This window comes from Gammaproteobacteria bacterium (assembly GCA_013696315.1).
GTDB lineage: Bacteria > Pseudomonadota > Gammaproteobacteria > JACCYU01 > JACCYU01 > JACCYU01.
This window is the reverse complement of sequence record JACCYU010000268.1, coordinates 1-19,953: the sequence shown is the minus strand read 5'-3', so window position 1 is coordinate 19,953 and position 19,953 is coordinate 1. Positions and strand designations below refer to the sequence as shown.

Below are 19,953 nucleotides of genomic sequence, written 5' to 3'. Positions count from 1 at the left end.
GCCCCGGCGGGATCATGCGTTTCAGCGCCGCTTGCGTGGCGATGTCAACGCAGCGCACGGTGTCGGGTTTGGCGGTGCCCTCCATCAAGCCCGGTATTTCGCGGAACTGACGGCGGATCTCGTGGATCATCTCGAACGCCGCGGAGCCGACGGCACTCATGGTGAGTGAGGCCACGATGAATGGGAAGATCCCACCGATGAACAAGCCTACGAGCACGTCCGGATCGTCGAGATTCAGATGGATCTCGCCGCTCGCGCCGTGCCCGACTTCGGTGAGAAACGCGGTGATGATCGCCAGCGCCGCCAGCGCCGCGGCGCTGATGGCGAAGCCCTTGCCGATGGCGGCCGTGGTATTGCCGACTTTGTCGAGATTATCGGTGATCTCGCGCGTCTCCGGACCGAGTTCGGCCATTTCCGCGATGCCGCCCGCGTTGTCGGCTACCGGCCCGTAAGCGTCAATAGCCATGGTGATGCCGACCGTGGCCAGCATGCCGGTGGCGGCGATGCCCACGCCGAACAGGCCGGCGAACCCGTTGGCGAAATAGATGATGGCGGCGATCGAGAGCACCGGCAGCACCACCGACTCCATGCCGGTGGCGAGCCCCGCGATCATCACGGTCGCGGGACCAGTCTCGCCCGCGGCTGCGATCTTTTTGACCGGCGGGCCGCCGGTGTAATACTCGGTGACGAGACCCACGATGACGCCGCCGACCGAGCCCGCCACGACCGCGCCCCACACGCCGATATCGATACCAAGCAACAGAATCACGAACAGTGCCAGCACGATGAAGAGTCCGGCGGCCGTCAGGGTGCCCAAGCGCAGCGCGACCTCCGGTGACCTGCCGGAGGACTTGCGGATCAGAAAGATACCTAGCAGCGAGCAGATCAACCCCAATGATGCCAGCGCCAGCGGCAGGAACATGAGATCTTCGCGCGCGCCGATGTCGGCGATGATCCGCGGGGAGAGCGCAGAGGCGATGGCGATCGATGCGATGATCGCGCCGCAGTAGGATTCGAACAGGTCCGAGCCCATGCCGGCCACGTCGCCGACGTTGTCACCGACGTTGTCCGCGATCACGCCAGGGTTGCGCGGGTCGTCCTCCGGAATGCCCGCTTCGAGCTTGCCGACCAGGTCGGCGCCCACGTCCGCGCTCTTGGTGAAGATGCCGCCGCCCACGCGCGAGAACAGCGCCACACTCGACGCGCCCATGCCGAAACCGTGAATCACGCGCGCGGTGGCTGGATCGCCGCCAAACAGCAGGTAGAGAAAGCCAAGGCCCAATAGTCCGGTGGCCGCGACCGTAATGCCCATGATAGCGCCGCCGAAGAAGGCGACCGTTAGCGCCTCACTTGCGCCTTTCGTATGCGCGGCGGTGGTGGTGCGCACGTTGGCGTGCGTGGCCGTGTACATCCCGAACCAGCCGGCCCCCGCCGAGCACAGCGCGCCGATGATAAATGACAGCATGGTGCGGGCGCCCAGGTCGGAGATCAGAATCAAGAACGCGACCACGACGACAAACACGGCCAGGATCGTGTATTCGCGGCGCATAAAGGTCATCGCGCCCTTGTGAATTTCATCGGCGATCTCCACCACGCGCCCGGTGCCCGGCGGATATTGCAAAACCAGGCGAAAGATATGATAGGCGGCGGCCAGACCGAGGATGCCGAGCAGAAAGGGGATAAAGTGGGACATTGGATCGGTCCTTCAGGTTCGGAGTTGTTATTCAGCAGGACGCGGATCAGCGACCGCAGGATACTAACATCAGCCCGCGCGAGGTTCACAGGTTTCGGTTCGGCAGACCCGCGTGCGGGCGATATTGCGTGCCAACAACCGCATGCCCATTCGCTGGCGGCGACGTGCGGTCGCGTATCCGTGATAAACGACGAGTCGCCACGCTTATTGTGGCAGCGCAGCCGCGTATAATCCCGCGTTCTTCAAGGACGATAGCAGAGTCGCCAGCGCCTTCGAGCGCTTTGATGACCTGCCGGGATATTGACCCCTACGGGGATACTAATCTAAGGGGCATATCGACCAGGGGACATTTCGACCCTTAAGGGGCACACGACCCATAAGGCCGCGCGATGCGGCATTGCCTGATCCCATGGCGGTACGAGAGACTCTTAGTAACTCGAGTTACGGAAGTCCGCGCGACGAACGCAAACGATTCGCGATACGTGCCGCGGTCGCCGCGCTGGCGACCTTCGTGCTGCTGGCTGTCCTGGCGGGCCGCATGGCGTTTCTGCAGATTACCAATCACGATCACTTTCAGACACTCTCGCAGGATAACCGCATAAGACTGGTCGCGGTGCCGCCTCCGCGTGGACTTATCTATGACCGCAACGGCGTGGTGCTGGCCGAGAATCTGCCCAGCTACACGCTGGAAATTACCCCCTCCCAGGTACGCGACTTGCCCGCGACCCTGGCCGGGCTGGCCGAAATCCTGCCGATCAGCGACAGTGACCTGAGCCGCTTTCAAACCATCGTGCGACGTCAGGAACCTTTCCAGGCCGCGCCGCTGCTGCTCAATGTCAGTCCCCGGCACGTCGCATCATTCGCCATCAACCGCCATCTGTTTGCCGGCGTCGACATCGCCGCCCATTCGAGCCGCCGCTATCCCGCGGCCGAGCTGGCCGCGCACGCCGTGGGTTACGTCGGGCGCATCAACGAAGCCGAGCTGCGCCAGCTCGACCCAAACATGTACAGCGCCACCAGCCACATCGGCAAACTGGGCGTGGAAAAATATTATGAGACCCGGCTGCACGGCGCGCCGGGTTTCCAGCACGTCGAGATCAACGCACAGGGCAAGCCATTGCGCGTGCTGGATCAGCAGTTACCGATACCCGGCGCGGATCTGGTCTTGAGTCTGGATATGGGTTTGCAGCGCGTGGCGACCGAGGCGCTGGGCGACGCGAACGGCGCGGTGGTCGCGATCGAGCCCGCCACCGGCGAGGTTCTGGCGATGGTCAGCAAGCCTGCATACGACCCCAACCTGTTCGTCAACGGCATCAGTTACACGGATTACGACCTGCTCCGCGACGATCCCCGCAGGCCGCTGTTCAATCGCGCGCTCACCGGCCAGTATCCGCCGGGTTCGACCATCAAGCCGTTCATGGGGCTGGCGGGGCTGGATTACGGCGTCACGCAGGCTGATCGAACCATGTGGGCCGGGCCGTATTATCAGTTGCCCGGCGACAGCCGCCACTACCGCGACTGGAAGCCCGAGGGTCACGGGCTGGTGAACCTGGAGCTGGCTATCATGCGTTCGGCCGACGTGTATTTCTATGATCTGGCGCATCGGCTCGGCATCGACCGCATGCACGATTTCCTGACGCGATTCGGGCTGGGGCGGGTCACCGGACTCGATTCCACCGGCGAGGCGGCGGGCTTGCTGCCGTCCAGCGCCTGGAAGCTGGCCGCGCGCGGTCAGGTCTGGTTTCCGGGCGAGACCTTAAGCGCCGGCATCGGGCAGGGCTACATGCTGGTGACCCCGCTGCAGCTCGCCGCCGCCACCGCCACCCTGGCGATGCGCGGCAAATACGTACGCCCACGGTTTCTGCACGCGCTTCAGGATATCTGCACGGGCGCCTTCCGGGCGATTGAGCCCGAATTCACCGGCGCCCTCGAAGTGCGCGATGCGGCGTTCTGGGACCAGGTGATCGGTCCCATGGTCGAGGTCACGCGCAACCCGCGCGGCACCGCGTACAGCATCGGTCAGGACGCGCAATACGCGATCGCCGGCAAGACCGGTACTGCGCAGGTATTCGGCCTGGCGCAGGATGAAGAATATGACGAAACCAGGGTCGCGGCGGAACTGCGCGATCATGCCTTGTTCATCGCTTCCGCGCCGGCTGAAGCGCCGCGCATCGCGATTGCCGTCATTGTCGAAAACGGTGGCGGGGGCGGGCGCGTGGCGGCGCCGATCGCGCGCAAGGTGCTGGATTACCATCTGCTGGAAAGCGCCCCCGCGCTCATGGCCGGTCCTCGGTGACGCGCCCCGGATCGGCCGCGCGTAGCGGTTATTCGCACACGCCGGGGGCAGCCGGTTCGGGAGCGTTGATCCGTCTGCTGAGGCTGGATATCCCTTTGGTGGCCGCGCTTTCCACACTGGCCGCGCTGGGAATGGTGATCCTTTATAGCGCGGGTGGCGCGCACTTCGAGCTGATCACGCGCCAGGGATTGCGGCTCGCAGTCGGCCTTGGCGTCATGCTGCTAATCGCGCAGATCCCGGCGCGGAATCTTCGGACCTGGTCGCCCTGGTTATACCTGGCCGGTTTGATTCTGCTGGCTGCGGTCATGTTTTTCGGCGAGGTCAGCAAGGGCGCGCAGCGCTGGCTTAGTCTGAGCCTTCTGCGTTTCCAGCCTTCGGAGCTCATGAAGCTGGTGGTGCCAATGATGGTCGCCTGGTATTTCGCCGGCCGGCCGTTGCCGCCGCGCTCTTGGCGGGTGGCGCTGGCGCTGCTGATGGTCGCGACGCCCGTTATGTTCATCGCGGAGCAGCCGGATCTGGGCACCGCCCTGCTGGTCGGCAGCGCCGGCGCGTTCGCCATTTTTCTGGCGGCGTGAGCTGGCGGCTGCTGTCGGCCATGTGTCTGTCCGGGCTTGCATGCGCGCCGTTGCTCTGGCATTTCATGCGTGATTACCAGCGCCAGCGCATACTCACAATGTTGAACCCTGAGAACGACCCCCTGGGCGCGGGCTACCATATCATTCAGTCCAAGATCGCGATCGGCTCCGGCGGACTGTACGGCAAGGGCTGGTTGAACGGCACCCAGTCCCAGCTGGATTTCCTGCCGGAGCGACACACGGATTTCATCTTTGCGGTGTTTGGCGAGGAATGGGGTTTTATGGGTGTGATGCTGCTGCTCGTGATCTATGCGTCGATCGTGTGGCGCGGACTGTTCATCGCAGTCGGCTCGCAGGATACGTACACGCGCCTGCTGGCGGGCAGTCTGAGCCTGTCTTTCTTCGTGTACGTGTTCGTAAATATCGGCATGGTGTCCGGGCTGTTGCCGGTGGTAGGCGTGCCGTTGCCGCTGATAAGTTATGGCGGAACATCCGTGGTGACGTTGATGGCGGCATTCGGTATGCTCATGTCCATGCACTCGGATACACGCCATGCGCACGCGCGCGCTCATACTTATTGACCATTGCAACAACAACAAGAATGAATTTAACTGCCCGCACTCTGATCGCACTGCTTTGCACCTTGGCGGCCGCGGTCGCCGTTTATATGCTGACGTCCGCCGAGGCTGATTCCAACGACTATCTGGGCCGCGCGGAAGTGCGCGACTTCATCGATGACATGGTCTCGAAACACGGCTTCGACGCCGGCGAGCTTGAGCGGCTGTTCGCCAGGGTCGACCAGCAGGAGACGTCGCTGGAGGCCATCGCGCGGCCGGCCGAGGCGAAACCATGGCACGAGTACCGCGAAATTTTCATCACCCGGGCCCGCATCAACGGCGGCGTTGAATTCTGGGATGAGAACCGGACGTTACTGGAAAGAGCATCGCACGAATACGGTGTCCCGGTCGCGATCATCGTCGCGATCATTGGCGTGGAGACTTATTACGGTCGCCAGACCGGTGATTACCCGGTGTTCGACACCCTGGTCACCCTGGCCTTCGATTATCCGCCCCGCGGCGACTTTTTCCGCTCGGAACTGGAGCATTTCATGCTGCTGAGCCGCGAGGAGTCGCTGCGTATTCCCGAGGTAATCGGCTCGTACGCGAGCGCGATGGGCATGGGCCAGTTCATCTCCAGCAGCTATCGCGCCTACGCGGTGGATTTTGACGGCGACGGCACGCGCGAACTGTGGAACAGCACCGCCGACGCCATCGGCAGCGTCGCTAACTATTTCCGCGCGCATGGCTGGCGGGAGGGCGCGCGCGTCGCGTATCCCGCGCAAGTGAACGGCGCCGATCACCGCGCGCTGGTGGCGCGAGGCATGGAGCCGAGCATCGAGGCCAGGCGGCTTACGAGCCTGGGTGTGAAAACGCGAGGCCCTATCGCCGCCGACGCGCGCGTTGCGCTGTTCGAATACGATGTGGGCGATGCCACGCGATACTGGGTGGGTCTCAATAATTTCTACGTCATCACGCGCTATAACCACAGCTCGCTGTACGCCATGGCGGTGTATCAGTTAAGCCAGCAGATCAGGCAGGCCTACGACAGGGCGAGCGGCTAAGCGCGATGCGTGTGTACCGGCAGGTTCTTGCATGGCTGGTGGCGGCGCTTGTGCTTTCGGCCTGCACCGGTCATGCGCCCTTGCCGGAGCCGCCGGCTGGCTGGGGCAAGGATTATCCGCCCGATGCGGTGCCGAAGGTCGAGCCGAAGAGCCGCTACGGCAACCCGGCTTACTACGACGTCGCGGGCCGGCGTTACGATGTGCTGGACAGCAGCGAGGGCTTCGTCGAACGCGGCATGGCGTCGTGGTACGGAGCCGATTTCCAGGGTCGCCGGGCGTCCAGCGGCGAAACCTACGACATGTACGCGATGACCGCCGCGCACCCCAGCCTGCCATTGCCGACTTACGTGCACGTCACCAATCTGGATAACGGGCGCGAGACGGTAGTGAAGGTCAATGACCGCGGGCCGTTTCACGATGATCGCGTGATCGACCTGTCGTACGCCGCGGCATACAAACTGGGTATTGTTCAGCGTGGCACAGCGCTGGTCGAGGTGCGGGCACTGAGCCCCGGCGCGCCACAGCCGGAACCTGCGCCAGTCGTCGCAACGCCGCCGCAGGCTGTACAAACCGCCGCGACGTCGCTGCCGGACTTTCCAGCCCTGTTCGTGCAGGTCGGCGCATTTGCCGAGTTACGCAATGCCGAAGCGTTGCGCGCACAACTGCTGCCCGCTGAATTGGGGGATATTCAGATCGGGGGTAATAAGATACAGACCGGTGCGGACGGTCCGCTGTATCGCGTGCGCATCGGGCCCTTGTCCTCGGCGGCCGACGCGGATCGGACCGCGCGGCGTGTGCAGGCCCTGGGTTTGTACGATGCCCGCGTCGTGGCCGAATAAGTACCGTATAAAAACAACAATAAGAAGAATACGACCGGCGGACGACGTCACGCCGGTTCGCGAGTGGCGGCAACGCGCGGTGATTCACGCGTATTGCGATGCCGGTTATAGTTGTCGTGGGGTTGTTGCGGATTTGCCGCGGGGCAGGGAGTTAGAGTCCACATGTTTCGTTCCGAAAGTTCATCACCGCTTATCACTATGCCAATGCCAATACAAAAATGCCTGTTCGTAGCACTGACCTTAATGTCGTTCGCGTACGCTTCCACGGTAGCCGCACAGACGCCGACCATGGCGCCGGCGCCGATCCCGTCGCCGCCCACCTTTCAATCGAAAGGCTACATCATGATCGATTTCGACAGCGGCGCGGTGCTGGCCGAGCATCAGCCCGACGAGAGGGTGGAGCCGGCCAGCATCACCAAGATCATGACCACTTATCTGGTCTACAAGGCGCTGCGGCAAGGCGAGATCAGTCTGGATGACGAGGTGCTGATCAGCGAGAAGGCGTGGCGCATGGGCGGCTCCAAGATGTTCGTGGAGGTAGGCGATCGGGTAAAACTCAAGGAGTTGCTCAAGGGCATCATCATCCAGTCCGGCAATGACGCGACCGTGGCCGTGGCCGAGCACGTCGCCGGTACCGAAAGCGCATTTGCGGATTTAATGAATGCGGAAGCCGAAAGACTGGGCATGACCGGCACGCATTACGTCGATTCCACCGGCTGGCCGCATCCCGAGCAGTACACCACCGCGCGCGACATCGCCACCCTGTCGCAAGCGCTGATCCGCGATTTCCCAGAGTATTATGCCGGCTACGCCGAGCGCGAATTCACTTATAACGGCATCAGGCAATACAACCGCAACACCTTGCTGATCCACGACGATTCCGTGGACGGCCTCAAGACCGGCCATACGGATTCGGCCGGCTATTGTCTGGCGGCCTCCGCCCGGCAGGATGGCATGCGTCTGATCTCCGTGGTGATGGGCACCAAGAGCGAAAGCGCGCGCGCCGCCAATACGCAGGCGCTGCTAAGTTATGGCTTCCGGTTTTTCGAGACACACAAGCTTTATACCGCCGACGAGCCGCTGGCGACCCCGCGCGCATGGAAAGGCGTGAGCGAATACGTGCCGGTCGGTCTGGCCGAGGATCTGATTGTCACCATTCCGCGCGATCGCTATGCAGCGTTAAACGCGTCGCTGGATCTCAACGAACAGATTCTGGCGCCCGTCGGTAAACGCGAGCGGGTCGGTCAGGTCAAGGTCACTTTCGAGGGTGAGCCGTTGCGCGAAGCACCGGTGATCGCCCTGCAATCCCTTGACAAGGGCGGGCTGTGGCGTCAGGCGAAGGATACGGTTCTGATGTGGTTCCAGTAGTGTCGCCGAAGGTCTATCTCAACGGCGAGTTCGTGCCCGCCGAGGAGGCGCGGGTGCCGGTGCTGGACCGGGGATTTCTGTTCGGCGATGGCGTCTATGAACTGATGCCTGTTTATGGCGGTCACGCTTTCCGGCTGGATAAGCATCTGGCGCGCCTGTCACGCAGCCTGAATGAGGTCTCCATTCCGAACCCTTACGCACCGGCTCGCTGGGTTCAGATTCTCACCGATCTGATCGAGCGGGCCGGCGGCGGCGACCTGCTGGTGTACTGGCAGGTCACGCGCGGCGTCGCGCCACGCGACCATGCTTTCCCGCGCGACATCGAACCAACCGTGTTCGCCATGACCAGCCTCTTGCCGCGGTCCGCGCCGGAGCAGTTGGAGGGCGGCATTAAGGCGGTAACCCGGGAAGACATCCGGTGGCAACGCTGCGACATCAAGAGCATCAGCCTGCTAGCGAACGTGCTGTTGCGCCAGCAGGCGATCGAGGCCGGCGCGGCCGAATCGCTGCTCGTACGCGACGGCTATGTCGCCGAGGGCGCCGCGAGCAATGTGTTTGTCGTGATTGACGACGTGATCGTCACGCCGCCGAACAGCGCGTCGCTGCTGCCGGGTGTCACGCGCGACCTCATCCTGGAACTTGCCGCGGCCGGCGGCCTCGCGCACGAAGAGGCGCGTATCCGTGAACGCGCCTTAGGCGGCGCGCAGGAGATCTGGATCACCAGCTCGTCAAAGGAAGTGTTGCCGGTCACGACCCTGGATGAAAAGCCGGTCGGCGATGGCTTGCCGGGACCGCAATGGAAGCGGATCCATGCCCTTTATCAGAGATACAAAAGGCAATTCGTCGTGAGGAAAACGGTGTGACTGACGACGTTCAAACCGAGTCCGCCCTCAAATTCCCGTGCGATTTCCCGATCAAGATAGTGGGCCATGCCAAAGGCCATCTGCGTGAAAAGGTGGTGGAGATTATCGGCCATCACGTGGAAGAGTTGCCCGACACCGCCGTCACCAGCCGCTTCAGTCGCCACGGCAAATACGAAAGCATCACCGCCGTCGTGCCCGCGAGCAGCCGGCGACAACTGGATGACATCTACCGAGAGATCAGCGCCTGCCAATCGGTAATTATGGCCATTTGAGTATGTTCCGCTATCCACTATGAGCCACCCGGCGACAGTGACGACGCTGACCCACAACGGGGCGAGCCCAATCGTCAGGGAGCTACGCCACGACGCGTACGTTCCGGTCTGGCGGGCGATGCAGCAATTTACCTCGCGGCGTAGCGCCGAGACGGCGGATGAACTCTGGGTAGTCGAACATCCTCCGGTATTTACTCTGGGATTGGCCGGCAAACGGGAACACATACTCGATGCCGGCGATATTCCGGTGGTGCAGAGCGATCGCGGCGGGCAGGTGACGTATCACGGGCCGGGGCAAGTCGTGATTTATCTGCTGATCGATCTTAAGCGCGCGCGGCTCGGCGCGCGCGCCCTGGTCAGCGCCATCGAGAACGCCGTCATCGCGCTACTTGCCGACTACCGCATTACCGCGCAGGCGCGACGACACGCGCCAGGCGTCTACGTCGAAGGCAAAAAGATCGCCGCGCTGGGCCTGCGCATCCGGCGCGGGTGCAGTTATCACGGCCTCGCCCTGAACGTCGATATGGATCTTTCGCCCTTCGCGCGCATCAACTCGTGCGGTTACGCGGGGCTGGCAGTCACGCAGCTCAGAGACCATGTTCAGATCAACGACCGCCGCATCGTAGCGACTCGTTTGTGCGGCCATCTGCTTGCGGGCCTGGCGTACAATGACGGCTCAATTGAGCAAGCCGAAATTAACTATGTCCTCGACCCCGCATCGCATCGTTCAGGGTGAAAAAATGCGGGGTGCGGCTAAAGTAGCCCGCATCCCGATCAAGATAGAGCCTACCATCCGCCCCGCGCGCAAGCCGCCGTGGATACGCGCGAAGTCGCCCGCGACTCCGGAAGTCGCGCGACTGAAAAAAATCCTGCGCGAGAACGCGCTGCACACCGTGTGCGAAGAAGCGGCGTGTCCGAACCTCGGCGAATGTTTCGGCCACGGTACGGCCACGTTCATGATTATGGGCGACATCTGCACGCGCCGCTGTCCGTTCTGCGACGTGGCCCACGGCCGTCCGAATCCGCTGGACATTGACGAACCCGAACATCTGGCGCGCACTATCAAGGCGATGGGGCTGAGGTACGTCGTGATCACCTCCGTGGATCGCGACGATCTGCGCGACGGCGGCGCGGCGCATTTCGCGGCGTGCATATCGCAAGTGCGCGCGCGCAATCCGGCGATCCGCATCGAGGTGCTGGTGCCGGATTTTCGCGGTCGCATGGACGTGGCTTTGAAGATCATCGCCGAGGCGCCGCCGGATGTGTTCAATCACAATCTCGAAACCGTGCCGCGGCTTTACCGTCAGGCGCGGCCCGGTTCCGATTACCAGTGGTCGCTGTCGCTGCTCCAGCGATTCAAGGCCGCGCACCCGCGGATTCCGACCAAATCGGGATTGATGCTGGGGCTTGGGGAGGAGCTTGCCGAAGTCGAGCAGGTCATGCGTGACCTGCGCGCGCACGGTTGCGACATGTTGACCCTGGGTCAGTATCTGCAACCCAGCCGCCACCATCTGCCGGTGGCGCGCTTTGTGACGCCTCGCGAATTCGATCAGTTAGGCGAGGCCGGTCGCCGCATGGGATTCTCGCACGTGGCGAGCGGGCCCATGGTGCGGTCGTCGTATCACGCGGATCGTCAGGCCGCCTGGGTTAGGCCGCCGGATTGACGGCGTAATCACGGCACCTCCGTGTGCCGCTCGAATTTATGACTCAATAAACGGTTCCTAGCGATTGACCATGCCCATACCGGACTCCGCGTAGCGCTGACCTGCGACCGCGCTGTGGGGCGCGACCTCATCGATGCGCTGCAGATCTTCAGCGGACAGACGGACGTTTAGCGCGGCCAGATTCTGCTCCAGATACTTGCGACGCTTGGTGCCGGGGATCGGCACGATGTCAGTGCCCTGCGCGAGCACCCACGCGATTGCCAGTTGCGCCGGCGTGCAGCGTTTTTCCTCGGCCAGATCCTGCACGCGCGCCACGAGATCGAGGTTGCGCTGAAAGTTATCGCCCTGAAAACGCGGTGACTGTCGCCGGTAGTCGTCTTCCGGCAAATCCTCGAAGCTGCGAAGCTGACCGGTCAGAAAGCCGCGGCTCAAGGGGCTGTATGCGACGAAACCGATACCAAGCTCGCGGCAGATATCGAGTACATCGTCTTCCGGGTCGCGCGTCCACAGCGAATATTCGGTCTGTAGCGCGCTGATCGGATGCACCGCGTGCGCGCGACGCAAGGTGTCCGCGCCAGCTTCGGACAAGCCCAGAAACCTTACCTTGCCCGCGGACACCAGCTCCGCCATGGCGCCGACCGTGTCCTCGATGGGCGTGTCCGGATCGACCCGGTGCTGGTAATAAAGATCGATCGTGTCCACGCCCAGTCGCCGGAGGCTGGCATCGCAGGCCTCGCGTACATATTCCGGCCTGCCGCTCACACCCTTGAAGCTGGCGTCAGCCGGATCGCGCACAATGCCGAACTTGGACGCCAGCACGACTTCGTCGCGGCGGCCCTCGATGGCGCGGCCCACCAGTTCTTCGTTCACGAACGGGCCGTACATGTCGGCAGTGTCGAGTAGATTGACGCCCAGTTCCTAGCGCGCGGTGGATGGTCGCAATGGACTCGCGGTCGTCGCGTTCGCCGTAGAAATCCGACATGCCCATGCAGCCCAGGCCGAGCGCGGAAACTTCCAGACCCTGTGAGCCGAGTTTGCGTTGTTGCATTAAAACCTCCTGAAGAAAAAACTACAATAAAACACAGTGGAACGCAGCGGATGGTGGGATGGACAAACCATGCGCCGGTTTGTTCGGTCTGCATTTGCGGTCTCGATCCGCTTGTCAGGAACCAGCGGGCGAAACCTTCCAACCGCCGGCCCGACTGGGTAAAGTCTCGCCTCGGCCCAAACAGCGGCGGCATACGTGACTTACCTGATCGCATCGTTGTTACTTCCGCCCGCCGGCCCTTTATTGCTGATCGCGCTGGGCCTGGCAGTGCTGGGTCCGTTGCCGGTCGCGGGATTCCTGCTCGCCGTTGCCGGTGTCGCGATCCTTTATCTGTTAAGCACGCCCGCCGTGTCGCATCGTCTGGTCACTATGCTGGACGCGCGTTACCAAGTCCTGTGCGCCGTGCCTCAGGAAGCGCAGGCAATTATCGTGTTGGGCGGCGGCAGAAACCGCGACGCCGATGAATATGGTGGCGATACCGTTGAATACTTTACCCTGGAGCGACTGCGTTACGCGGCGCGCCTGCATCGCGAGTCCGGGCTGCCGATTCTGGTCTCCGGCGGACGTTTGTTCGGCGAGGCGCGCAGCGAGGCATCAATGATGAAAGAGGCGCTGGAGCAGGATTTTCGCGTGCCCGTGACATGGATGGAAAGCGACAGCCGCGATACGTTCGAAAACGCGGTTAATTCCGCGCGCATGCTGGCCGCGCACGATGTCCAGCACGCGCTGCTGGTCACCCACGGCTGGCACATGCCCCGCGCTGTGTGGTCGTTCCTACGCGCAGGGCTGAAAGTGACACCCGCACCTACCGCCTGCGACACGCCGCGGCGCGCTTACCGGATGCTGCCGACCTACCGCGCCCTGTACATGGCCAGCAACGCATCGTCGGAGTATCTGGCGATGGTATGGTACCGGTATCGCCGCGCGAACCAGACCTAGCCTTGTGTCAGCGATCGCGCCGCGCGTTGCAGTCGTGCCCGCGCGTCGTCCGCGATCTCGCGCACGGCCGGATTCTGATCCAGCCCACCCACCTGCAACAACACGTGCGGATCGCCGAGGCGCACCAGCGAACCGTTAGCGTCGGTCGCCTCGACCGTTACATTGCACGGAAGCAGCACGCCGATGCGCGCTTCCGCGGACAGCGCGCGATGGGCGAGCGGCGGATTGCACGCGCCGAGAATCACGTACGGACGAAAATCCTCATTCAGTTTTTGCTTGAGAGTCGCCTTGACGTCGATGGTGGTGAGGATGCCAAAGCCCTCGGTTTTCAGCGCGGCGGTGACAGCTTCGACCGCCGCCTCGTAAGGTTGATCGAGCTCGATTTCGAAAGCCAGCGGTTGCGCCATGATCGCTCCTGTTTCGAATGATTAATCGTTCAGCCGGAAGCCGACCTTGACGGTAACCTGCCAGTGCTCCACGCGCCCATCCTTCAAGTGTCCGCGGGTCTCCAGCACCTCGAACCAGTCCATATTGTCGATCGTTTTGGCGGCGCGCGAGATGGCGTTCTGAACCGCGTCGTCGCTGCCGGTGGTGGATGAACCCGCCAGCTCGACCACCTTGTATACGTGATCACTCATGATGTACTCCGGAAAGTTGAAGGTTTACGGCCGCCTCTAACGGTCATGCATCGATGGCGGTGCGACGTGTGTATCGCGCGCAGTCTCGCCTGCGCGGTATTGCTGAGGATAACAAACCGCGGGCTGTGACGCGCGCGTTGAAGCAAGAGTTGCCCGGACAAGTGTCGATTATTGTTTATCTAGATTTTTAAGTGCCAGTCGAAGCGCCCCAACGAATAAGGGAATTCGGCAGCGAATCCTTAACCGCGATATATATTGTTGATATATATATGCTTATTTGTGGTGAATAAAGGTGCCAAGAACGTTCTTTGAAGCTTTCCAGCTTAACGCGTTGCAAATGGCCCTTAAGGCATTGGAAAAGCAATGTTGCATCACATGAAACCTACAAGCAGAATAATCATCGAATTCCACTTTATCGAACGTTACACCTTTGGCAGCTGAGCCAACAGAAGCTGATTAATGCTATGTCGGCTAGAAAGACGCAATTGACTAGACGTAAGTCACCTTTGAGTAGCAACGAACGCGAAAAGCTGGCCAAGGTAGCCTCGCGCACGACGGCAAGCGGCTCTAGGACACCGACGAGGCTCGGGCGAGTGCCGATCATCGACGTTGCTTTCGAGTTGCGGTTCGAGCCATCTAGCCCGAGCGCAAGCGAACTGATCCTTGGCATGATATTTAAGGATCTGGGCACTGATCTTCCCAACGTAGCAATACTGCCGCAAGCCAGTTTTCCCATTGAGATGATCCAGAGCGTGCCTCAGCTCCAATATCAACCGCAAAGGCTAATGACCGGCGAACAGTTTCAAGTTGCTCTCGGCCCAAAAGTTCTTGCCGTACTTTGCAAACGTCCTTATCCAGGCTGGCACCTCTTTAAGCCGATCGTACGCCGTGTCCTGGATTCACTTCGCGACACCGAACAAGTTCGTAGAGTTGAGAGATTTTCAATCAAGTACAGAAACGTAATCGAATCTAGTTCAGATCACGATCAGCTGCAGATGCTCAACGTTCAGCTAGACGTCGCCGATTTGGGTTTTCTGGACAAATCCGCTCTCCTTAGGGTTGAGACATCGACAGATCTCTTCGACAATCTGATAGGGATTCAGACACATGTAGAGGCGAAGATCGATGACAGTAACGAAATAATCCGCGGCGTACTAGTAGATGTGGACACAATCTACCAGAAAGACCTGAGCGATTACTGGAGTGCCGCGGACGCTCTGCTAGAGCAGGCGCACGAAACGGAGAAGCAAGTTTTCTTTGCCATTTTGAAACCAGATACCATCGAAGCGCTAAAACCAGTGTGGGAGTGATGCATTTGTGTCGGCAGATCTGATGAATCCTCCTATCATTGACCCTTATGCTCCCACGACGCTGCTGTCCCGAGAATTAAAGGGATCGGTTTTGCTGGCGGTCACGTTGACTACTGGCGTGGCCGGGTCGAACGTTTATAGCGAGCGAATGACGCATGTCATTCCGCTCGTATCTGACACCTCCTACAGCCGGTCAAGCCTACACATACGCAACTCTTCACAAGGCTCTCCTACTCCAGCGCGAACAGCTAGCCAGAGTATGCGTGAAGTGCTCTCTGAAGTTGCGGCCATGCTTTCAGCTAGCGAACTTGATCTCGATGCAGGCGCGCGCAAGCTGCTGTATCGCAACCGCCGAGATATGTATGTGAGAGATTAATGGATCCCGACGAACTTGCGGAGGTGATCCGATGTCATCTGCCCGCATATTTGAGCGAGGCAGACTACAACAAAGTCACTGAGCAGCTTAAGCGCTTTTCTGAGTTTCGCGATTACTACATCTTGCCCGCGCCAACAAAAAAAGCCTTGCAAGGAGATGGCTGGACGGGATTTGCCATTAAGAACGACAACGAGATGCTTAAAGTCCGTGGCATGATCCTTTCGAATAGCGACATTGACCCGGATAATCCATCCCGCCCCGACTGTAATGTCGTCTTCTCTCCTATTATTCCGCTATCTGCAGTGCGTAAACGTTTTTCTGATGCGAAGTTCAATGAATAGAGAATCCGGCAGAATATTGATCTCATCAGGACACAACGTATGTCTGATATTTTTTTCTTACCGGCCGGCACAGCTATGGATGACGATCATCTTGTGTTGCTCGACGACATTCATACTACGCCTTTAAATCAATTTAGTCGGCAAAAGCAAAAGCGCCTGTTCTGCTTGGGCCAGACTGCCTTTTATATCTTTCTCATCAAGCTTTCCATTCATTTTACGCGGCTACGTGAGGGCGTCAGGGCGTTTGAATTGAAACACTGTATGAGTGGCGCACTTTGCTTAGATTTCCCTTCGGTCGCGGAGCCACGACCGTTAGCATCCTGTTCATAAGGAAGCGGCCGATGCTTCCTTTCCGCCCACGTATGGGAAAGATGCCCGTTCTCGACATCTCCGAAGTTCTGAGTTTACTGCGGGATTGCCACTCGTTCCATCAGGTAGCACAGGCAGTCCTGGCGCACGATTTCTTCGTCAAGGGTCAGCATCGACGGCATAACGGACTTTTTCAAGGTGAGCCGCCCTTCCTGGCTGGCGAAATACCGGTGCGTCACGTCTTCGCCCCGTTCGCCGGTCGCCCTCAGGAATACGGGTCCATCGGCAGCTATGTCGGCAAGCACGGTGCCTGCCGGCAGTTCGTGGAAATTGAATCGGTCCAGATCGTCATCGAAACGGACTTGAGCCTTGTCGCCGCCAAAGCTGAAGCTTGCCTCCGGCGGCAGCTTTACCACCGCGACGGTGTGGAACAGGTCGATGTCCTGTTCCACCACCGGCTGCACCGGCAACTCGGCCAGCCGCAGACAGGCCGCCAGATAATCGGCCGCGTGCTGCGCGCCGCGCGCCTGGCCCGATTTGCCGCACTCCAGGGTGGTGGCCGGACACAGCTCGGCAAAAGCTATCGACTGTACCCCGGTAGGCTGCACGAAGTAGACCACGGTGCGGCTGAACAGCAGCGCCAGCTGCAGGAAACAGTGATCCAGCCGATTGATGCAGGCGTAATGCGGATTAAGCCCGGTGTTGTTGTGGACATCCACGCTCGCGAACACGCCGCGCGCCGCCATGATCCTGACCACTTCCGCCAAGGTGCGCGCCTCACAAGAATCCGCGAAATCCCCGCCCGGCCACACGCGGTTGAAGTCCGGCTGTCCCGGCAGAAAACGCGCGCCGAGACGGGCCGCGCCCACATTTCCGATGAAGATCGACAGGGCGCGCGGTAAAGTCTCTGTGCGTTGCAGCAAGGTCTGCATCGCTTGAAGGCCGACATCCTCATTGCCGTGCAATAATATCGAAACGAACAGCGGCGGCTCGCGGCGTCCCGGCAGGTGGATAAGCGTGGGCCCGGCCAGCACTTCGTGCAGACGATGGGCCGGCAGCCGCAGCAAGCCTTCCGGAAGATAGTCGAGTTCGGTCAGCATGCGCTCAAGGATGCCAGGTGTGTACCGGCTCGCCGCGCCGCTGACGATCGATATAGGCAGCCGTCAGCGCCTGCATGTCCGGCCCGTGACGCGCCACGAACGCGCGTTGCCAACCGGCGCCGTTGCGGCTTTGTTCCACTCGTTGCATAACCACGCCGAGGTAATGGTCGCAGTCCGCCGGCTCTATGCCGATTGAATGTAGACCGCGGCGCGCAAGCGGCAGCAGCTCGTTCAACAGCAACGCGCGAATGCCGGTCTTTTTGCCATCCAGCCAGCTCACGCTGGCGCTGAGCCCAAAGCGCGCCGCCTGATAGAAATTGTCCTTGGCCTGCGCGAATGGCAGTCGCGCCTCAAGGCGCACACCCGGCGCGCACAGGCTTTCGGCGAGTCCGTAAAATAGCGCCGCGTCAGCCACCGCGTCGGCGATGGTCGGGCTGCCGGCCAGCACGCGGTGCTCGATGCGCACGTGCGGCGTGCCATCCGCATCGAAACCGATCAGCGGCCGGTTCCAGCGCCAGATCGTGCCGTTGTGCAGGCGCAGATGCGCGAACATTGCGGACGGATCGTCGCTGAGCGTCGGCAGCAGTACGGGAAAATGTTCAAGATTCTCAGTAAAACATTCGAGAATGGAGTCGCTCGCATAGCCGGAGCCAAAGCTCACGCGCCGCAGCGGCCCCTGCGCGACATCGTTAAAGCCGCCGACCTCGACCGATTGCTCGAATAACGGTATACGGGTCTCGCTCCACAGGTCCTGACCGAACAGATACGGTGCGTTGGCGCCGGCCGCGACCATGGGCGCCGAAATAGCTATCGCCGCGTTGTAAAGCCGGTGCGCGCGCTCAAACGGCGCCTGCAGATGGATCTGGAATGACGCTGTGGCGGATTCCAGCAAAATATTGTTGTGCTCGCACTTGAGGTGCCGATGACCCACGATGTCGAGCTTGAGCGGCCGCCCGTCGCGCGCGCGCAGCACCTGCCGGTTGAGCGCGCGGTAACGCTTGAGGCCCGACATGTTAGCGAGGCTTAAATGCTCGGCGCGCAAGGTCGGCAGGATACCGATGGTCAGCAGGCCGGCGCCATGCTGCCGGGCCGCGTCGTGCGCGCCGGTCCAGGTGCGTTTGAGCGCGGCTTCCAGACCACTTAGTGCGCGGCCCATCAGCAGCTCCGGCTCCACGTTGAGTTCGATATTGAACTTCGCGAGTTCCAAGGTCGCGAGCGGGTCCGCCATAGTCTTGAGGACGGCTTCGTTGACCGGCGCTGGTTCCAGCCGTGCGTTCACCAGCCATGCCTCCAGCTCGAAACCTGCGACCGGCCCGGTGCTAGACAATCCGCCCGCGTGCGCATGGGTGATCAACAGCTCGGTTTCGTGTTTGAGGCGTCGCGCGAACTCCTCGAAATCGCGCGGCGTGAAGCGGCTGGAATCTATTTCCTGTCCCATCGAATTTCTAGTCCGGTCGGGAGCCAACATCGGCGTACAGGCGCGCATCCAGCGCCCGCAGGCGTTCCGGCGTGCCCACATCCAGCCATTCGCCCCGATAGTGCTCGGCGCTGACCTTTCCAACTTCGATGGCGCGTCGCAATAACGGGGCCAGCGGGAACGCGCCCGGCTGGCAGTGCGCGAACAGCGATGGTGTGTAATAACCGATGCCGCTGAAGGTGAGTTTCTCCCCGTGCGTCGGGCTGAGCCTTCCGGCGTCCAGAAAAAAATCGCCCTGAGCGTGATACGCCGGATTATCGACCAGCACCAGATGCGCGAGGTCGCCGCGCGCCAGCCCGCGAAGCGTGCACGGATAATCGCACCAGACATCGCCGTTGACCACCAGAAAACGGTCGTCTCCCAGCAGCGGCAATGCCTTGAAAATGCCGCCCCCGGTCTCCAGCGCGCGCTCGCCCTCATCGGAGTAGCGAATGTTCAGACCGAAGCGGCCCCCGTCGCCGAGCTTCGCCTGGATCTGATCGCCCAGATCCGCGAGATTGATCACCACCTCGTTAAAGCCCGCCGCCGCCAGCGCCTCCAGATGATACTCGATCAGCGCCTTGCCGCCCGCCTTGAGCAATGGCTTGGGCGTGTGGTCGGTGAGCGGCCGCATTCGTTCGCCTCGCCCGGCGGCGAGTATCATCGCCTTCATAAAGAGACGCGCGGCACAACGTGATGCTCGAATAAACGCGCGAGCGGCGCCAGTTCGCCGTAGCGGGCGACGATCGTCATCACGTAGCGCACGAAGCGGGGAGTATCTCTGGCGTAGCCGGACTTGCCGTCGCGATGCGTGAGTCGCGCGAAGATACCGAGTACCTTCAGATGCCGTTGCAGGCCCATCCAGTCGAAGGCGCGTTGGAAGTCTGCAAACGAATCGTGTACCGGCAGGCCGGCCGCGCGCGCGCGCTCCCAGTATTGCCGCGACCACTGGTCCACGCGCGCTTCGGGCCATGAAACAAACGCGTCCTTGAACAGGCACACGGCGTCGTAAGTCACGGGACCGAACACCGCGTCCTGAAAATCGAGCACTCCAGGATTGGGATCGGACACCATCAGATTGCGCGGCATGTAATCGCGATGCACGTACACGCACGCCTGTGCCAGCGCGGACTCGATCAGCAGCACGCGCACGTCTTCCCACCCGGCCTGGGATTCGGCGCCCAGCGCGACGCCCAGGTGCTTTGGCAGATACCATTGCGTGAACAGATTCAGTTCGCGCGCCAG

20 protein-coding genes and 2 pseudogenes are annotated in these 19,953 nt (G+C 61.4%); 14 read left to right on the top strand and 8 right to left on the bottom strand.

What is annotated here, in order from left to right; genetic code table 11:
• Nucleotides 1-1,693: sodium-translocating pyrophosphatase (locus H0V34_15140; protein MBA2492954.1), on the bottom strand; the 1,693-nt coding region annotated here is incomplete at its 3' end.
• Nucleotides 1,694-2,102: 409 nt separating this feature from the next.
• Between H0V34_15140 and mrdA the strand changes: the two genes are divergently transcribed.
• From mrdA to lipA, 9 genes and pseudogenes are all read left to right on the top strand, one after another.
• Nucleotides 2,103-3,989 carry a penicillin-binding protein 2 gene (gene mrdA / locus H0V34_15135; protein MBA2492953.1) on the top strand — a complete coding sequence of 629 codons (1,887 nt, stop codon included), beginning with the start codon at nucleotides 2,103-2,105 and terminating at the stop codon, nucleotides 3,987-3,989.
• Nucleotides 3,990-4,120: 131 nt separating this feature from the next.
• Nucleotides 4,121-5,145: pseudogene (gene rodA / locus H0V34_15130) on the top strand (rod shape-determining protein RodA).
• Between the two features lie 20 nt (nucleotides 5,146-5,165).
• Nucleotides 5,166-6,185 (top strand): lytic murein transglycosylase B, encoded by a 1,020-nt coding sequence (gene mltB, locus H0V34_15125; protein ID MBA2492952.1) that lies wholly within the window; start codon nucleotides 5,166-5,168, stop codon nucleotides 6,183-6,185.
• Between the two features lie 5 nt (nucleotides 6,186-6,190).
• On the top strand, nucleotides 6,191-7,024 hold the full coding sequence (locus tag H0V34_15120; protein ID MBA2492951.1) for a septal ring lytic transglycosylase RlpA family protein: 834 nt from the start codon (nucleotides 6,191-6,193) through the stop codon (nucleotides 7,022-7,024).
• Nucleotides 7,025-7,222: 198 nt separating this feature from the next.
• Nucleotides 7,223-8,392: a D-alanyl-D-alanine carboxypeptidase gene (locus H0V34_15115; GenBank protein MBA2492950.1), complete on the top strand. Its 1,170-nt coding sequence runs from the start codon at nucleotides 7,223-7,225 to the stop codon at nucleotides 8,390-8,392.
• Entirely contained in the window at nucleotides 8,392-9,255 is an 864-nt protein-coding gene (locus H0V34_15110; GenBank protein MBA2492949.1) for a D-amino acid aminotransferase, read from the top strand. The genes H0V34_15115 and H0V34_15110 overlap by 1 nt, the downstream gene beginning before the upstream one ends.
• Nucleotides 9,252-9,527, top strand: coding sequence for a DUF493 domain-containing protein (locus H0V34_15105; protein ID MBA2492948.1), 276 nt, complete (start codon nucleotides 9,252-9,254; stop codon nucleotides 9,525-9,527). Before H0V34_15110 ends, H0V34_15105 begins: the two co-directional genes overlap by 4 nt.
• Nucleotides 9,528-9,546: 19 nt before the next feature.
• Complete coding sequence (gene lipB / locus H0V34_15100) at nucleotides 9,547-10,263, top strand: lipoyl(octanoyl) transferase LipB (GenBank protein ID MBA2492947.1); 717 nt, start codon at nucleotides 9,547-9,549, stop codon at nucleotides 10,261-10,263.
• A complete protein-coding gene (gene lipA / locus H0V34_15095; protein MBA2492946.1) occupies nucleotides 10,229-11,191 on the top strand; it encodes a lipoyl synthase in 963 nt (320 codons plus the stop codon). Before lipB ends, lipA begins: the two co-directional genes overlap by 35 nt.
• 57 nt (nucleotides 11,192-11,248) lie before the next feature.
• On the opposite strand, the pseudogene H0V34_15090 reads toward lipA, so the two are convergent.
• Nucleotides 11,249-12,239: pseudogene (locus tag H0V34_15090) on the bottom strand (aldo/keto reductase).
• Between the two features lie 195 nt (nucleotides 12,240-12,434).
• Between H0V34_15090 and H0V34_15085 the strand changes: the two are divergent.
• Nucleotides 12,435-13,178, top strand: a complete 744-nt coding sequence (locus tag H0V34_15085; GenBank protein ID MBA2492945.1) for a YdcF family protein — start codon at nucleotides 12,435-12,437, stop codon at nucleotides 13,176-13,178.
• Here the strand turns inward: H0V34_15085 and H0V34_15080 are convergent.
• Nucleotides 13,175-13,585, bottom strand: a complete 411-nt coding sequence (locus tag H0V34_15080) for a DUF302 domain-containing protein (GenBank protein MBA2492944.1) — start codon at nucleotides 13,583-13,585, stop codon at nucleotides 13,175-13,177. The two genes, H0V34_15085 and H0V34_15080, sit on opposite strands and share 4 nt — an antisense overlap.
• Nucleotides 13,586-13,606: 21 nt before the next feature.
• Nucleotides 13,607-13,816 (bottom strand): dodecin domain-containing protein, encoded by a 210-nt coding sequence (locus tag H0V34_15075; GenBank protein ID MBA2492943.1) that lies wholly within the window; start codon nucleotides 13,814-13,816, stop codon nucleotides 13,607-13,609.
• Between the two features lie 593 nt (nucleotides 13,817-14,409).
• Between H0V34_15075 and H0V34_15070 the strand changes: the two genes are divergently transcribed.
• Genes H0V34_15070 through H0V34_15055 form a run of 4 tightly spaced genes read left to right on the top strand, consistent with a single transcriptional unit; the run spans nucleotide 14,410 to nucleotide 16,173 of the window.
• Nucleotides 14,410-15,126: a TIGR04255 family protein gene (locus tag H0V34_15070; GenBank protein MBA2492942.1), complete on the top strand. Its 717-nt coding sequence runs from the start codon at nucleotides 14,410-14,412 to the stop codon at nucleotides 15,124-15,126.
• Nucleotides 15,127-15,148: 22 nt separating this feature from the next.
• Nucleotides 15,149-15,502 (top strand): hypothetical protein, encoded by a 354-nt coding sequence (locus H0V34_15065; GenBank protein MBA2492941.1) that lies wholly within the window; start codon nucleotides 15,149-15,151, stop codon nucleotides 15,500-15,502.
• Complete coding sequence (locus tag H0V34_15060) at nucleotides 15,502-15,843, top strand: hypothetical protein (GenBank protein MBA2492940.1); 342 nt, start codon at nucleotides 15,502-15,504, stop codon at nucleotides 15,841-15,843. Before H0V34_15065 ends, H0V34_15060 begins: the two co-directional genes overlap by 1 nt.
• 39 nt (nucleotides 15,844-15,882) lie before the next feature.
• The gene (locus H0V34_15055; protein MBA2492939.1) at nucleotides 15,883-16,173 is read left to right on the top strand and encodes a hypothetical protein; all 291 of its coding nucleotides are present in this window, start codon (nucleotides 15,883-15,885) and stop codon (nucleotides 16,171-16,173) included.
• Between the two features lie 74 nt (nucleotides 16,174-16,247).
• Here H0V34_15055 and H0V34_15050 read toward each other — a convergent pair whose 3' ends face one another.
• The 4 genes from H0V34_15050 to H0V34_15035 all read right to left on the bottom strand — a co-directional run.
• The gene (locus H0V34_15050; GenBank protein MBA2492938.1) at nucleotides 16,248-17,252 is read right to left on the bottom strand and encodes a succinylglutamate desuccinylase/aspartoacylase family protein; all 1,005 of its coding nucleotides are present in this window, start codon (nucleotides 17,250-17,252) and stop codon (nucleotides 16,248-16,250) included.
• A 4-nt stretch (nucleotides 17,253-17,256) separates the two neighbouring features.
• Entirely contained in the window at nucleotides 17,257-18,690 is a 1,434-nt protein-coding gene (locus tag H0V34_15045; GenBank protein ID MBA2492937.1) for a glutamate--cysteine ligase, read from the bottom strand.
• A 7-nt stretch (nucleotides 18,691-18,697) separates the two neighbouring features.
• Nucleotides 18,698-19,381 (bottom strand): nucleotidyltransferase family protein, encoded by a 684-nt coding sequence (locus H0V34_15040; protein ID MBA2492936.1) that lies wholly within the window; start codon nucleotides 19,379-19,381, stop codon nucleotides 18,698-18,700.
• The coding region (locus tag H0V34_15035) for a phosphotransferase (GenBank protein ID MBA2492935.1) at nucleotides 19,378-19,953 on the bottom strand (576 nt) is incomplete at its 5' end. The genes H0V34_15040 and H0V34_15035, both read right to left, overlap by 4 nt.